Origin of the sequence: Halorubrum sp. C191 (genome assembly GCF_002727095.1) — an archaeon.
Lineage (GTDB): Archaea > Halobacteriota > Halobacteria > Halobacteriales > Haloferacaceae > Halorubrum > Halorubrum ezzemoulense.
This window is the reverse complement of record NZ_NHNZ01000009.1, coordinates 1-15522: the sequence shown is the minus strand read 5'-3', so window position 1 is coordinate 15522 and position 15522 is coordinate 1. Positions and strand designations below refer to the sequence as shown.

10 protein-coding genes and 3 pseudogenes are annotated in these 15522 nt (G+C 55.0%); 5 read left to right on the top strand and 8 right to left on the bottom strand.

The window, feature by feature from the left end; genetic code table 11:
• A partial coding sequence (locus Z052_RS20695) for a hypothetical protein (protein ID WP_206746939.1) occupies positions 1-283 on the top strand: 283 nt, incomplete at its 5' end.
• A gap of 833 nt (positions 284-1116) precedes the next feature.
• Here Z052_RS20695 and Z052_RS00565 read toward each other — a convergent pair.
• The 4 genes and pseudogenes from Z052_RS00565 to Z052_RS00560 form a co-directional block, all read right to left on the bottom strand.
• Positions 1117-1305: pseudogene (locus Z052_RS00565) on the bottom strand (IS1595 family transposase); the annotation flags it as partial.
• 184 nt (positions 1306-1489) lie between these two features.
• The gene (locus tag Z052_RS19520) at positions 1490-3136 is read right to left on the bottom strand and encodes a polymer-forming cytoskeletal protein (RefSeq protein WP_158228637.1); all 1647 of its coding nucleotides are present in this window, start codon (positions 3134-3136) and stop codon (positions 1490-1492) included.
• Between the two features lie 23 nt (positions 3137-3159).
• The gene (locus Z052_RS19515; RefSeq protein ID WP_144049938.1) at positions 3160-3561 is read right to left on the bottom strand and encodes a hypothetical protein; all 402 of its coding nucleotides are present in this window, start codon (positions 3559-3561) and stop codon (positions 3160-3162) included.
• A 192-nt stretch (positions 3562-3753) separates the two neighbouring features.
• Positions 3754-3939 carry a hypothetical protein gene (locus Z052_RS00560; protein WP_241897857.1) on the bottom strand — a complete coding sequence of 62 codons (186 nt, stop codon included), beginning with the start codon at positions 3937-3939 and terminating at the stop codon, positions 3754-3756.
• A gap of 101 nt (positions 3940-4040) precedes the next feature.
• Between Z052_RS00560 and Z052_RS20790 the strand changes: the two are divergent.
• Positions 4041-4226 (top strand): annotated as a pseudogene (locus Z052_RS20790) (RNA-guided endonuclease TnpB family protein); the annotation flags it as partial.
• Between the two features lie 371 nt (positions 4227-4597).
• On the opposite strand, the pseudogene Z052_RS00545 reads toward Z052_RS20790, so the two are convergent.
• The 4 genes and pseudogenes from Z052_RS00545 to Z052_RS00530 form a co-directional block, all read right to left on the bottom strand.
• Positions 4598-5434 (bottom strand): annotated as a pseudogene (locus Z052_RS00545) (IS4 family transposase); the annotation flags it as partial.
• 116 nt (positions 5435-5550) lie between these two features.
• On the bottom strand, positions 5551-6702 hold the full coding sequence (locus Z052_RS00540; protein WP_394338102.1) for an ABC transporter permease: 1152 nt from the start codon (positions 6700-6702) through the stop codon (positions 5551-5553).
• Positions 6702-7364 carry an ABC transporter ATP-binding protein gene (locus Z052_RS00535; RefSeq protein ID WP_089309011.1) on the bottom strand — a complete coding sequence of 221 codons (663 nt, stop codon included), beginning with the start codon at positions 7362-7364 and terminating at the stop codon, positions 6702-6704. Before Z052_RS00535 ends, Z052_RS00540 begins: the two co-directional genes overlap by 1 nt.
• On the bottom strand, positions 7361-8473 hold the full coding sequence (locus Z052_RS00530) for a CARDB domain-containing protein (RefSeq protein ID WP_158228636.1): 1113 nt from the start codon (positions 8471-8473) through the stop codon (positions 7361-7363). Before Z052_RS00530 ends, Z052_RS00535 begins: the two co-directional genes overlap by 4 nt.
• A 1163-nt stretch (positions 8474-9636) precedes the next feature.
• Here Z052_RS00530 and Z052_RS00515 point away from each other — a divergent pair.
• The 3 genes from Z052_RS00515 to Z052_RS00505 all read left to right on the top strand — a co-directional run bounded on the left by Z052_RS00515 (position 9637) and on the right by Z052_RS00505 (position 15180).
• On the top strand, positions 9637-10785 hold the full coding sequence (locus Z052_RS00515; RefSeq protein WP_080508738.1) for an FIST signal transduction protein: 1149 nt from the start codon (positions 9637-9639) through the stop codon (positions 10783-10785).
• Complete coding sequence (locus Z052_RS00510; protein WP_049933394.1) at positions 10782-13265, top strand: GAF domain-containing protein; 2484 nt, start codon at positions 10782-10784, stop codon at positions 13263-13265. The genes Z052_RS00515 and Z052_RS00510 overlap by 4 nt, the downstream gene beginning before the upstream one ends.
• Before the next feature lie 745 nt (positions 13266-14010).
• Positions 14011-15180, top strand: coding sequence for an AI-2E family transporter (locus Z052_RS00505; protein WP_094519314.1), 1170 nt, complete (start codon positions 14011-14013; stop codon positions 15178-15180).
• The last annotated feature ends 342 nt before the right edge of the window (positions 15181-15522 follow it).

The window sequence follows — 15522 nt, the reverse complement described above, 5'->3', positions numbered from 1 at the left end:
ATTTGGATATCAGGTAGACGACGATACTGCTCACCCACTTCAGGAGGCGATGAACACGACCAACCCGCCTGACCTGACACAACTTGACAAACGATTCCGCATGAAGTTCGCATCAGGATTCGACGGAACCTCGGAGGCAGTCAATCAAGTATGGCAGCGCACGAGAAATAACTGGTTCACTCGACAGAGTCACTTCGCTGACTCCGAAGAACTTGCTGACTGGATGGCTGGAGACGCACCGACTGACGGTAGTATATCAGATATATGTCAGCACTATCTCTGACGAGTCGGGCAGTCCAGTCTCTCAAATTTTTGAGCAGGCAGTCGGGCCGATTGAGGTCTACTTATTGATATGTAATCGGTTGACCGATGAAGTGCGGCTTCCCGGCTTCATATTTTTTAGAGGTTGTTCAGATAGCACAACCCGTGTAGGATCATTTATTTTTAGTTAATCCTCTCAGTAATACGCAGCAGCTTCGTTTTCTGCCAGATTCAACGCTTTCACGCCAGCTACACGGACAAAATAGCACTAACGGACGATGCTTAGCGCTCGACAGTAGCACCATCAGGTTTTGAATCGTACGTTCTCTCGTTTTAGTACTACTAAGTATAGTTTAATGTAAATATATCTCGTATTAATTAAATATGGACGACCTATGGCTCACGACCGCTGCGACCGGCCGATAAGGGCTGCCGGTTCGGCAGCCCTCAGTAACTCACCCCTTGTGGATCAGATTCCTCCATGCGGCCAAGCATCTAGCAGATTGTTACGAGCTGCTGCGCTGACGAGTGTAGCAGGCTTTCACAAGATTATCCGAACAGGTGGCGTCAAACACGAGCAACAGATTATCCATGATACTCTGTGTGGCTGAGCTTTCAAACCGGAGTAGTCAGAATTCGGCTCCCATCACGGAAGAGCAAACGGCTGCTCAAGAGCATACTTTCTGAGCAGCAACTGAGTGTATAAACGACACACCTTCTCGTTGAGCCATCTAAACCACTTCCTTCTCAAGATTATCTAGCAACGTCGTCGGGGACCGTCTCGGGTTGCTTGGAGAGTCACAGAGTTAGACCGCAGCTTTCTTTAGCGCTCTTGTGGCGGAGATTGTTGGTGAGTCATGGCGCAGTTTTGAGGATGGTTTTGAGCGCTTCTTCCCCCGGTCTGCGGAACACTTCCCGACAGAGCTGAAACGATCTGACATACGGCGTGAGTCTGTCTTTAGATACACCTCGATGCGGCGAGAGCCAGCGTCGCGCCAGCGATGTGTGGCTCTCGCAGATGTTCACGTGAACGTCTCCATCAACGCCACAGCACCCGTCAGAAATAACAGTAGAAGCCGAGTTCATTGCCGCCTACTGCTGTTTTCACCGTAGCACAGGGGACTCTCCGGTAACCGCTGTGAGATTCTCTGGCTCAGCTGGATTTAGTATACTTACTGAGATTTCAATTGGGAAGTACCGACTTTACACGGCTTGGCGATGCGATCAATTATCCCTCTGAAATTTCTCCCTGTACTTCTCCACCCTCCTTAACGGTAACCTCGCCATCAGCGTCAACTGATCCCTGTACTTCTCCACCCTCTTTAACGGTAACCGCACCCCCGGAGCTGATTGAACCCTGTACTTCACCGCCCTCCTTAATTTCTACATCCCCTCCAGCAGTAATACTACCAGTTACATCAGCGACGGTAACTTTGCCATCGGCGTCAACTGATCCCTGTACTTCTCCACCCTCTTTAACGGTAACCTCACCCCCGGAGTTGATTGAACCCTGTACTTCACCACCCTCCTTGACCTCTACATCCTCTCCAGCGTTAATATCACCACTTATAATCTCCCCCTCCCCGACAGTAACATCCCCTGTAACGAACACATCACCTCCTTCATACTCCTCTGAATCAAAGTCGCCGTCTTTTAGAATAGGGAACTCAGCAGTCTTTGATTCGTCATTTATATTGGCCTCAATACTACGGAGCTCACCACTTATTGAACCTACTTTTACTTTATCTGCAATAATCGTGATTGTATCGCCAGCGTTGTCGTTTGCCCCCGCAGTGTAAGTAAGCAGATCCCCATCCTTGGTGACTTCTCCGTCCCCATCTACAATCCCATATTGGTTACCGGTGGAGTATGTAATGCCACCCGTGTTGAATCCGAGGTCAATTGTTATTTCTTCTCCTCCATCTAAATCTTGTTCAAGATCAATCTCAAACTCTTGTTCTTGATTATTTGTATCTCCGATAAGCTCCGAGGCCCGCACATCATCTAACACATCGCCGTTTACGGGCGGACCCCCCGGTGAGTCGTCTGACCCGACATCTTGTTTGAGGCCACTATTAGGCTCGTCTGTAATCCCGACAGTATTCACATTAATATCATTTACATTTTCAAATTCAAGAGCATACACACCGTTAGGATACGGGTTGTCTTCGCCCGCATTGACGCCAGCATAAATACCGACCTCACTAAATTCGTCATCCCAGTACTCCTTACCACTGAGCCGCGTCGGAATGGTGACGGTGAGATCACCCTCAGGAATATTACTAGTAACATTCTCAGCTGGGCGGAGCTCAAGAGTAACCCGTCCAGTCCCGCTCCGACGAAACTCATTCTGGAGGGCCGTAATTTGTACCTCACCGTTATTGACGAGGGTTTGATCTTCAATCACCGCGATGCCACCCCCACCATCACGAGCATCAAGGTAGAGCACAGATGCATCGTACCACGTTGGAGAACGATCAAGCTCGTTGTACCCTGGCTGATACTCAATAAATCGCGTTGGAATCGTTATTGTCCCTTCAGGTGTGCCACTATTGTTCGAGATCGTGATTGGATATGGCTCGCTGGTCCGTATCGTCCCGGCCGGCGCTGGAGGATTTATGGTGAATACACGGGTTGAATATGTAGTACCCAGCTCAACCGTCTGGTACTGTGGCTGGTCGATGCTCCCCGCTTGTAGAATACCCGCTCTGAGCTCGACAAGATCATTGCGGACTTCTCCAGAGTGTTGGAACTCGGTCTCTGCATTCTGCTGTGGAACGACTTCTACTTGGTATAGTGAGAGCGCAAGGATCAGGAACCCAAACAAAATAACGACCCCGATTACTGTCGAAACAGCACGGTTGTCGTCTCTCATCGGCGTGCTAGTTGGCTGGTTGCTCATTGTGGGTTCATCTGGACACGCTGTGTATCTTCTACTGACGGCCAAATAGCTAGTCGAATATCTGCAGGGCTCGGAATAATGTAGAGGAGCCAGTACGCTATCATAAGACGATGGAGATAGTACGGATCGGCGATTTTAATCTGTTGCCAAATACCGGTTTGAATAGCGATGGCAGCAGCCACGCCGCCGACAAATAGAGGGGCAAGTGCAATCATCCGAAGTGTGGCTTTTGCCGGGAGTCTCTCAAAATCAAGGCGAAGTCGGAACGGGACCCATGAGGTCTGTTCAATCGAAAGCGGGCAGGCAATCCGGGCGACTGCTAGGTGGGTCAGTTCGTGGAGTCCTATCGCAAGAACTGGAAAACAGATAACAAGAAAGATTGCTTGAACTCCAGCCATACCAAGTCACTATCTGCTAGGCATTTAAATCTGGTACTGAGATTTGACATTCATGATAATCGGCTACAGTGCTATATTTCGGGGTTGCGGCCCCTATCTCGACATGTAGTCCGCCCAAACACGTGACTGCCCACAATCTGTAGAGTCGCTATCTCATATCGAGACGATGTGTGTCACGCTCCGTCGTTTTCGCTACTGGCGTTCGAGCACTTCAAGCGCCTTGCTGAGTCGCGAGATGTACTCGTCAGGTGGGAACCGCCACCAGACCTGCCCACTCATGTGAGCCAGCGGGAGTATGTGGGTATTGACCGGTTCGGAGGTACGGTGGAGTATCCCGTGGATGGCCATGATACTCTCTGGGTCGGCGTCCGTCTCCATGACGGGTTCCGGCGTGGTTGAGCGTCGGAGTGCCGGCCACGCGTTTCCACCGAAGGTGATCACAAGCTCCGGATTCAACGCTCGGAGTTCCCGTTCGAGGAGGGTTTGAGGCGGACAGGGATGCGAATGCGTCGTACAACGTTCTTTCTCGTGGTCTTCAGGAGTTAGGTCTGGGACAGGCCGAAGTGACGCCCGTGGAGACTGCGACCGCTGTGGAAACCGATGGAGGCTCTTCTTCGTCGGTTCCTGCAAGTCGCGTCATTGAAACGGGAAGCCTCGGGGCTTGACCCCGAGGCGGTTCACCTAATTCCCCGTCGGCCCTACCATGCCAACTCGTTCCCGACGACCGACCGGCGACCTCCCGGACCTCGCGCCGGGCGTCACGCTCGTCGACGTCGACGACGAACTCGGAGTCACGCCCGTCCAAGCACTCCTGCTCGACCGCGTCCTCGGCGCCGACAGCCCCGCGTTCTGGGCCGACGGCGCGAACCGAGCGAACACGAGCCGGCTCCGCTCGCTGTCGACGAGGCCCGTTGCTCATCGGTCAGCCCCCCCGAACCAGATGATCCCGCACGGTTCGTTGGCACTTCTGACACGTTTCATCGAGCGTCGCCACCGTCGCCAGCACCGGATGGTCGACTGGGAAATCCTGATAGAGGTACGGCATGAGGCTTCGGTGGCGGACGCCGACGACGCGAAATCGCTTCGTATCCAGCGACTGTGTCCCATTGTACGGCCCTCGTTTGAACTCTACTTCGACTTCTACATCGATGTACTTCCGATCGAGATCGTCGAGAACAGCTCGGAGCTGCTTGCCCTCTAAGGGAATGGCGCGGCCGCGCCATTCCCGTAATTCTGCCGTAATCACCGGATTCGCGTTCTGCTTCAGCCGACTCACGAAGTAGCCGTCGTTTTCGTCGATTAGCGCAAACCGGCGGTACTTGAATTAGGCGAGATCGAACAGCATGAGGCGATTCTCAAGCCACGGCCCTGTTTTGAACAAGGTGCTGTCGTGCGTTTTCTCGTTAGCAGTATCGAGCTGTTCAATCGTCTGCTCTGTGGCATTGTGGAGCAGGTGGAGCTTCGCTCCAGCCTGCTCCTCGTGGCGGGCTTCGAACTGACCTGAGAGAAATTCGTGTAACCGGAACACCGTTCCATCAGCGATCATCACGTCTCTAAATCGGTCGATATCAGCGTCAACAGCGTTAGGAACAGCGACCTCGTCGAGGCCGCGCTCGACGAGGTCGCGAAGGTACTCCGCAAGCGTCGGTGTCAACCGCTGATAGAATCCACCCGGCGAAATCGTCTCATCGGCAGTAGAGTTGTAACAGCGTCTAAACCCGGCGAGTGTTCGGCTTTCGCCTGCGGCGAAGCCGAACACGAACGCCCAAACGAAGGCAGGGATCTGGAGCTTGCGGTCTCGTTCGACCACGCCGAGTTCCTCGGTGTGCTCTTCGAGGAACTCAGAGGGAAACAGTGTAGTGAGCCGACGCATAATCCGGGGTGAGGAGTCTTTGTCGTGTACAGACTGGACTTCCTCATTCCTTCCGAAAGATGCCTCGATAAGCCGCCGCTATCACGCGGTTTCTCGCTTAACTAAAGACGGATGCCTCACGAACCACGAAGCGCATCCACTGGTGATTCATTAGCAGCCTTCCATGCGGGATAAATCCCGCTCAGAATACTTGCGACGAGCGCGAAGATGAATCCATACAGGAGGTATCTCGAACTTGACCAAGCTAATGCGAGGGCTGGGTCACCGGCTAACACGTTGAACATCACCACACCGACGACGAGAGATCCAGCAGCGCCGACAAGCCCACCGACCACACCTAAGAATGCGGCCTCGGTCAGTATCATACGGAGTATTTCGCCGCGGCGGACACCCACGGCACGTAACACTCCAATTTCTCCCCGACGTTCTATTGTGCTCATTAACATGACATTCAAAATGGCAACACTCGCTACGAACAGTGAAATAGAGCCAATACCGAGGAGTGCGAGCTCTAGCGTGTCGGTAAATGAGCTGATGTTCTCTTGGACACTTGCGTAGGTGGTCACACTGAGAACTTCGTCATCGTCCTCGTTGAAGTGCTCCTCTATCGTGGTTGCCGCTTCGGTTGCGGCATCTCCGTCCTCAGCGATGATGGTGACAGAATTATAGTCGTCCTGTTGGTTGAGCGCTGAGAGCGGAAGCACAAGTTCTCCCCCGCCATCAGAACCAAAGCCACTTTGTGAGGCGATGAATCCCCGAATACGGAACAGTTGTCCTTCGTATTCGATTGGGTCACCGATCTCCAGCCCGAGTGTCTGTGCAGTACTCTCGGAAATGAGAGCCCCTGTTTCAAGCCGTGTGGGCTCAGTTCCAACAGAGAGATCATACAACGGTGCTGGGTTTGTCAGACCCGTTACCTGAACGTTCGCTTCTTCGCCATTCCGTGCTGAAAGCTCTGTAAAATTCGTTTTTTGCGGAATGACGGTTACCCCTGGCAAGAGATCCCGAATCGTCTCAGCTTGCGCATCGGTGATGCCGTCAGTATCGATATCTTCTCCGGGCGAGATGGTTGCTTGATCGGTGAGACCACCGAGGCTTGAGGTGGCCTGCTGTTCGAGCGCCACCCCAGCCATACCGAGTGACGCGATCGCAATCACGCCGACCACGATACCCAGCACCGCGAGAGCGGTCCGGGTCCGGTTGCGACCGAGGTTTCGCCACGCCATCAGCACGCTTGGGAAGCGACGAAGAACGCTTGTACGCCCCACTACTGGACCACCCCATCAACAATACGGACAACTCGATCCGCATACTCCACTAGCTGCTCGTCGTGAGTGATCGAGACGACCGCGATGTTCTCTTCTTGTTTCAGTCGGGTTATCTCATCGAGAACCGTCTTCCCAGTGTCTTGATCGAGGTTTCCAGTTGGCTCGTCTGCGAGCAGGATATCGGGTTCATTGATCAGCGAACGGGCGATGGCGACGCGCTGTTGTTGTCCGCCAGAGAGTTCGTCAGGCGTGTGCGTGAGTCGGTCACCGAGACCAACCCGCTCTAGCAGATCGGAAGCACGCTCTCGACGATCAACATCGGTGTCCCACATTGACGGCAACTCAACGTTCTCCTCGGCTGTGAGCATCGGAAGCAAGTGGAAGTCTTGGAAGACGAATCCAAGCTGTGACCGACGTTCCTCCGTCCGCTCATCCTCATCGAAATCGGTGATGTTGCGCCCGTCAAGGAAAATCTCGCCCGTAGTCGGAGTATCTAACAAACCAATCATGTTGAGCATCGTGCTTTTCCCGCTTCCTGACGGCCCGGTCACGACGACCATCTCACCGCGGTTAGCGTGGAAGTCGACATTTTTCAGCGCCTCGATCGTCTCAGCCTCGGTGTTGTATCGTTTGACTACGTCTCTGAGTTGGATTACACTCATTCACGATTCCACAGATATCGGCCGAGGCCTCCTAGTGTAAGAACGAGCACTACTCCGAAGATTATCGGTAGGAGTGGCAGTCCGGACTGGTTCTGTTCGCCCCCCGAGGTGGCTTCTGGTTGGGTCTGCCCCGCTGCTCCAGTAGTCGTATTGAGTGACGATACATCGACTGTCTGTGTCTTCGTCACGCGGTCATTGTCAGCGATATACGCGACCCTAATCGGGACTGTATCTCGCTCAACGCTCGCTGTCAGTTCGAACGTCGAAAATTCGCTGGCGTCAACAGACCCAACGAAGTACTCTCCAGACCCACCGGCGGGAGTGATGCCGTCTGTCGTCGGGATGCTGATGAGAACCGACTCAACATCGGTGCCACCAATATTCGCTGCCTCACCATCGATCGAGACCGTTGAGCCGCTTGCTGTCACGTCGATACTCGTGAGGCGAATCTCTCCCGTGACCTTCTGATCGCGTGTTGCTGTCCGCGTTGTTTCGTACTGCTCACCGCGTACAGTATATGTCGCGGAGAAGTTGATGATGTCAGTGTCGTACTCTCCGGTGTCGAATGTTACCGAGGTCTCCTCGTCGGGATCGACATCGAACACATCTCTGTTGTCACGCACGCTGTCGTCCGCTGTCGCCGTTATCTCGATGTTAGACAGTTCGACGTTTCCGTAGTTCGTGAAGGTGACCGTGGTCTCATCAGACCCGTTTGAGGCCGTCGACAGCCCACCGTTGATATCGAGTTCTTGTACATCTACTGTCACAGGACTGTAGATGGCACGGAGATTTCCGCCAGATGCGCGTTTAGCAGAAACGTGCGCTTTGAGGTTTTTTTGCCCTGCTTGCTCAAAGGTCGTCGTCATTTTGACGGTGAGGCTTCCACCGGGAGCAAGTGACCCGACATCTTCAACGCGTTCATAGTGCTCTTGATTCGTTCGAAGCATGATACTAGAGACATCAGCGATGCTGTTGCTGCCTTCTTGATTTGTCACTGTGACATTGAATGTCGTCGTTTCACCAACAACCGGATCTTCTGGTGAAGCATCTACAGACACGCTGACTGCCGATTGTTGCGCAGAAGCGACAGTTGCGCCCCCGAATGTCACACATACAATTGTGAGAAGTGTAAGAAAAACTGGCAGCAGCTGTTGCCGTCTCACGAGGATATCACCCGCTTTGGGGCAGCCAGAGCAAGTTGTGTCGGCATGTACCAGCAAATCTCGCACCGAACTGTGTGTTGGAGGGAATGTACCTGCACATCTCATTTAGATCAGTCTGTGGATAAAAAAGCCAAGTCTCAGTACCTCACAAAGCATTCTCGTCTAGCTGCTTCTGCGGCTTCAGTTCTGTGTCGAAGCGGTTGTACTGACGGTTTCGTAGAGAAAATCAGCCCGGATCGGCGGCGACCAGTCCCCGACGCGAAAGCGTTGTCACTTATTCCGCTGCCTTGCCCAGTCGGTGGTTAGCGGTAGAATTGGTTTCTTGATGATCGGTTCGCGGGGACGGCCCGACACACTGTGAGGGCTGTCCACGCAGCACGTTGAACCATATTGACGAACTTCTGGTACGGTCACTACCAGAGGCGATGCCCGCCTCGGTGGAGCGTCGCCAGTTGTATACACACCTTCAGCAAGCAGACGTTCCAACTAAGCAGCTTTGTGAATGACTAAAATTGGGAGTCCGCGGTAGAAGTGCTTAGAAAGTCGATTCGTGTTCCTGTTCAGCTACCGACGACTGTATCGACAGTCTCCTACAGAAGAGCGAACCTGTTATTTCAACTGGTGACCCCGACCGCGTCATCGGGTTCAACAGCGTAGAGGCTTCTCAAAAGCGATAACTTGCCGAGGGGGATTAAGTAGAAGGCCGCGCAGTGGCGATGTATGGGTCTGACAGACACAGGATCGCCACTTCAGCATTATATAGAGAACACGCCGAATGGCATGGAATTCCTGATGAGACCTATCGGCGTCGCCACACAGCGGGCGACCGACCAAGTCACGATCACGAACTGTCAGAGGACGTTGGAAATGAGCACGTTGACACAAATTCGCTCGCACCACGATAAGATGTCGCTCGCTCGGTTCCTTCACGAGCCCATCGGACAGTGGCGTAACCGAGGCGTCGGCGGTCTCGTCCACGTGCCGCCCGTGAGTTCGAACGACGAGGACCGTTGCCTCGCTTCGGCACACTTCGACTACGTCGTTGAGTTCGCGAGTAAACGCCAGACGGTTGTTGCCCAGATTCTGGGGAAGTGTAACGTGAAACCGACATGGCGCCCCCTCAGTGCGTCCACGGCTGTGGGGGAAATAGGGGTATGAATTACAAGTACGCTGATACGCCCGAATCGATACGTATGGCGGTGCGTGAGGTGGCGTCACGAGACGCTGTCGAGGGGATTTTGCTGTGTGCCGCTCCAGACGACGGGCTCGACGAGTGGCTCGACCCGTTCCTTCGGGAACTCGACGTGAGCGTCTTCGGTGGCGTCTTTCCGGAAGTAATTCACGACGGTGAAAACAAGGGGAGTGGAGCGGTCATCTGCGGGCTCTCATCGGAACCACACGTGACGACGATCCGCGGGCTGAGCGGCGCGGACCCGGACTATACGTCAACCTTGGACGCCGACCTTCCGCTCGACGGGTACGAGACAGCGTTCGTCTTCGTGGACGCGTACGCGACGAACATCCAGGAGTTCATCGAATCGCTGTTCAGAACGTACAGCGTTGAGCTCAACTTTATTGGCGGTGGGGCCGGTACGCTCGAAGCGGAACAGCACCCCTGTCTGTTCACTAACGAGGGGATCATCGAGGATAGCGCCGTGATGGCCGCGGTGGAGTCACCGGTAACCCTCGGCGTCGAGCACGGGTGGCGCGAAATCGCTGGTCCGTTCCGGGTGACCGACGCGGACGGGAGCACGCTACGCCGTCTAGACGGCCAGCCGGCGTTTTCGGCGTATAAATCCGCCGTGGACGAACACGCTGAGAGCGAACTCGCGGCCGATGACTTCTTTGAGACAGCGAAGGCGTACCCCTTCGGAATCGCTCGGATGGACGGAGAGCAAATCGTTCGCGACCCCTTCGAGGTGACCGAAGAGGGCGGTCTCGACTGCTTCGGGGCGATACCCGAAGGCGAGTTCGTTCACGTCCTCAAGGGGGAACCGGAGTCACTGATCGACGCTGCACGTCGCGCAAAGACGGAGGCGCGGGACTCAGATACGCCCGTGGAAGGGCTGTTTTTCTTTGACTGTATTTCACGGGTGCTGTACCTCGAAGACAAGTTCGAGCGCGAACTCTCCGCCGTCAAGATGGACGACACGCCGATGATCGGCGCCCTCACAATCGGTGAAATCGCAAATGACGGCTATGGACACCTCGACTACTACAACAAGACCGCGATCGTCGGTGCGGTAGAGGAGATATGACTTCGCGACAGCGACGCATCCAGACCCTCTACGAGATTTCGCTCGCCATCGAGACCGGTGGGAGCATCGAAGAGACAGCTGACCAAGCGCTCGCCGCGTATCTTCAGAAACTGAACTGTTCCGTCGGCGGTGTATTCGAAATCTCCGCGCCGTCGGACGGGGCGGAACCAACGCTCGTGACGTCTATTCCCGCGAACCCGGAACGGAACGAGCTGTTCCGCAGCGCCCGAGAACACCTCATGGAGATCGCTGCCGGCGCTCGGAGCGGCGTCTCGGGGCGAAGCGACCGGACGGCGGAGTCTGCCGCCGTGGTGTCGGAGTCGACGACGGTTCGGCGGTTCGCCGACTCCCTGCCCGCTACCGGCACGGTCGACGGCTCAGGCACGTACTATCTCTTCGACCTCCCGGGGTTTGGCGTCATGGTCCTCGGCAAACAAGGGGGGTCGCTCGATCTTGAAACCGCCTCAGCGTTGGACCCGCTGAACAATCGGTTGGCACAGGCATGTCGGTCGAACCGAAGGGAGCGAGCGCTACGCAGGCAACGCGACCGCTTCGAAGCCATCTTCGCCGCAACCGCTGAACCGACCGTCGAGGTTGTCGTCACGGAAGACGGAACAGAGCGGATTCATCGCGCAAACGACGCATTCAGATCGACGTTCGGATACCTCAACGACTCACTCCGCGGGCAGAGCCTCAACGAACTGATTACGCCCGAGGATCAGCCCGTAGAGACCGGCTCGCTCATCGAGACGCTCGAGACGGGAGAACCGTTTCGGCAAGAGGTACAGCGAGAGACATCCGATGGGGTCGGGTACTTCCTCTTTACAGCCGTTCCGGTGACTGCGACCGAGCGGACCGAGTACTTCGGTGTGTTCGTTGATATTACCGACCAACGCGAGCGTGAACTGTCGCTACAGGAGCTCTACGTCGCCGCACAGGATATCCTCACGGAGGGCTCTCGTCATCGGATCTGCCAGACGGTCGTTCAGACCGTAGAATCTGTTCTCGGACACTCGAGCGTCGGTGTTCACTTGTACGACCGGGACTCGGGAGCACTCGAACCGGTAGTCACGAGCGCGGCGATCCGGGAGCGGCTGAGCGAGGAGTCGATAACCTATACTGACAGGGACTCCGTAGTCTGGGAGGCGTACGAGCGAGAAGAGCTGATCCGGATAGATGACATCGCCGCATTCGACGGACGCTTTCCGAATGATGAAACTCCTGTCGGAAGCGCGCTCATCGTTCCCGTCGGCAGCCACGGCGTCGTCGTGACCTCGGCTCCCGAGCGGAACAGCTTCGACGACGAGGACGTGTACTTCCTACAGGTGCTGAGCCAGCTCACGGCGATCGGGCTCGATAGGCAGTTGAGCGAAGAGGGCCTCCGGACGACCCAAGAGACGGCCCGTCGCGCGCTTCGGGAACGCTCTCACGAGGGGATGGTCGAGTCCGTCCTCACAGACATCCCGGAGGCACTGAACATGCCGCTGATGGGCATCTGGAAGCATCGCCCCGCGCGGCAACGGCTTGAACCGGTTGCGGCGACCGATCACTCTGAGCGACTGCTCGGAGACTCGCCGTCATTCTTGAACGGAGACAGCCTCGCGTGGCAGTCGTTCGAAAGCGACACTACGCTCGTCGCCGCCGATGTCGCCACGGACTCGGACGCCTACAATTCGGAGACACCCCTCGAGGAGGAAGTGATCGTTCCGATCGGTGACTTCGGGGTGCTAATCGCCGGCTCGGCGTACACCGAGAGCTTCAGCGAGCTCGACGCCGATATACTCGACTCCCTCGGGACAAATCTTGAAGCGATCACCGAGGTGATCGACAGTCGCCGGGATATCGACCTCCTCAATCAGGTGATCGCAAGGATCCTCAGACATAACGTCCGGAACAAGCTCACCGCGATAATGGGGTACACGTCTCAGATAGAGGCGAAGGCTGAGGAGCCGATACGCGGGTACGCGAAGCGAGTCTTGGAGAATTGCCGCGATCTAAAGAAGACCTCGAAGCACGCCAAGGAGATGCGTAAGATCGTAAACAGTCGGGACGAGATCACTACCGTCGCGCTTGAGCAGGAGGTCCGATCCGCCGCGTCGACCGTCGACGGAGAGTTCCCGAACGGCGAACTCGAAGTCGATGTCCGCGACGCGGCGACGGTGACGGCTCACCCAGAGCTGGAAACCGCGCTCGCTCACCTCATTCGGAACGGGTTCGAACACAACGACAGCGACGCCCCCGCGGTTGAGGTCGCCGTCCGCCGGGGTGACGAGGATGTGCGGATCGAGATTCGTGATAACGGTCCCGGAATCGATCCGTATGAGCTCGACGTGATCGAACAGCACGGTGAGTCCGCGCTGGAACACGGGAGCGGAGCGGGGCTGTGGATTGTGGATCGCGTGGTCCGATACTCGGAGGCTGCGCTCGAGATCGACACTGAGGACGGGACGACAGCGACGATCGCCTTTCCCGATCACTGACAACCGACCGCACCCCGCACTGAGCGCTCGTTTCGGCGCGCTTGCCAAGGACAGCGCCTACGGCGCCGCACCGTATACTATGTCGTCGCACTCGTCTCGAACGGCCACAGTCCGTTTGACGACCAGACGAACGCACCAGTTACGGTCGCGACGGACCAGTTCGTTGGCCCGAATGTCGCCCCCACGGATGATGTCCTCGTAGTTGGCTCTACTAACAAATCTAAGAACTGACGGAGTCGATGCGCAAGAGACAGAGACGAAGTCCAACAGTGGTGGTCATCCCGGCAACCAACCATACACATGAACTTATACTCAGCTTTGAACGTTGAGTATTTAACACTTAATCGACCGAAAATGGCGGCTGAGACGGTGTGAGCACGGAAAAGAGAGTTCAGCCGTAGACGCTCCGCTCCCTACTGGAGGTTCAAACGCCGTGAACGCTGCCTTCATTATCTTCTGTGAATCACTCTCCTGTTCGACCGATACCCTAAACTCTTCGTAGAACGTTTTTTTTTCCTCCGATTCCGGGCTCAATAGTGTTAACACGACAACGTTCAAAGCTGAGTCAGCTACTCACCACTGCCGCTGCTCGACCGACTGATCGAAGACGCTCAAAAGATCCGCAAGCGACAACCAATCTTACAAGAGACACTCGCTACCGCTACACAACCGAGGTGTGAGGCTTAACTAAAGACAGGTGGCCACACCAACATACCTTTCTTGTAATGTGGCAATTAGTAAGTAAATGGAATATAGCTCAGGACTACGACGGCGGATCATCTTCGGAACTGGAGGGTTAGGATTAGTAGCTGCTGTCATTTTTGTTTTAATCCAGTTTCAGGCAACGCTCATATTTACAATCTTCCTCTACTACGCAAGCCGCCCAATTTATCGTAAACTCGAGAACCTCTCGCTTCCATCGCGACTCCAAGGCCATCGCGTTCCCTATCGATGTCAAGTTCTTGCTATGGTTACAATTGCTATTTTCCTACTGCCGTTTCTCTTATTGCTCACCTACACCCTTATACTGGTAGTACCCGAAATCCAACGGCTCGCTGGAGGGGATGGTCCCGGTGCAGCATACATCTCTGCACTACAGTCGGCACAAGGAAGTGGACTCCCGGGTCCACTCGTAGGACTAGAAATCGGTGATATACTGGGACTGAGTCCTGAGGAAGTCGTAGCAATCCTCAACGACCCTGCAGTTCAGACATGGATCGAACAAACAGTTGCTACACTAACCGGTTCAGTCGGGTTTATCGCAAACGCAGCACTCCATGGATTCATTCTTCTGGCCGGGACATACTATATGCTTACCGACGGCTCACGGCTTGGAGACTGGTTTCTCAACAATTTTGATGAATCAGGTGTTGTCGGGTCATACGCAGTAGCTGTTGATGATGAACTGTCTTCCATCCTCTTCGGTAATATCTTAAACGCATTTGTGACGGGTATCATCGGGATTCTTGTCTTTTCTGGATACAATCTCGTTGCACCAGGAGCAGTAAACGTTCCATTTGCGCCCCTAGTCGGGGCACTCACAGGAGCAGGAAGTTTAATTCCAGTTGTGGGAATGAAAATTGTGTACCTCCCTGTCGGAGCAATTCTCGCGATAGCTGCTGTCACCAGTGGTCAGGCAAGCGCGTTCGGCTTCGTGATCCTGTTTCTCGTTTTGGCGTTCGTAGTCGTTGATACGATTCCTGACTTTCTAATCCGCCCGTATGTGAGCGGCAACCGGACACATGTGGGCCTACTGATGTTTGCCTATATTCTCGGACCGATCGCGTTCGGCTTCTACGGGATTTTTCTTGGCCCAATACTGCTTGTCCTCTTCGCAGAGTTCTTTAGAACTATTGCATCGTACGTGCTCACCGGCAGACAGCCACATGAACAATCAAGTCTCTCGGACTACTGATTGATATCCCCTCGCTTTCAGGGGAAGACGTCTGGTGATCGTCGTAGGCGTAGAGGATTCAAACGATATTCCAACTACCGAGAGGGTTCGCTCCGACCCCCAACTTCTTCCGCATTCCAGCGTAGGTGCTGCCGAGCAGGACGAAGAAGGTAAGCGATGACTGGCTACGAGAACGGGATCCAATTGGTCCGATCCCTCGGAGATATTGTTCAACCACCGGGAGAAGAGGAGTAGATCGAGGGAACCTCGCCCCGTCCTGATTTCGTCATGCTCGTGGCTGCTGGCCGCACCCCTTGTTGAATTTCTTGACCATTACAGCGACAGAGCCTGTCATAGAAAGCG

Bases quoted from the DNA above. Each gene is read 5' to 3' on its own strand.
- Z052_RS19520 (WP_158228637.1), bottom strand. From the start codon at position 3,136: ATGAGAGACGACAACCGTGCTGTTTCGACAGTAATCGGGGTCGTTATT.
- Z052_RS19515 (WP_144049938.1), bottom strand. From the start codon at position 3,561: ATGGCTGGAGTTCAAGCAATCTTTCTTGTTATCTGTTTTCCAGTTCTT.
- Z052_RS00560 (WP_241897857.1), bottom strand. From the start codon at position 3,939: ATGGAGACGGACGCCGACCCAGAGAGTATCATGGCCATCCACGGGATA.
- Z052_RS00535 (WP_089309011.1), bottom strand. From the start codon at position 7,364: ATGAGTGTAATCCAACTCAGAGACGTAGTCAAACGATACAACACCGAG.
- Z052_RS00515 (WP_080508738.1), top strand. From the start codon at position 9,637: ATGGCGCCCCCTCAGTGCGTCCACGGCTGTGGGGGAAATAGGGGTATG.
- Z052_RS00510 (WP_049933394.1), top strand. From the start codon at position 10,782: ATGACTTCGCGACAGCGACGCATCCAGACCCTCTACGAGATTTCGCTC.
- Z052_RS00505 (WP_094519314.1), top strand. From the start codon at position 14,011: ATGGAATATAGCTCAGGACTACGACGGCGGATCATCTTCGGAACTGGA.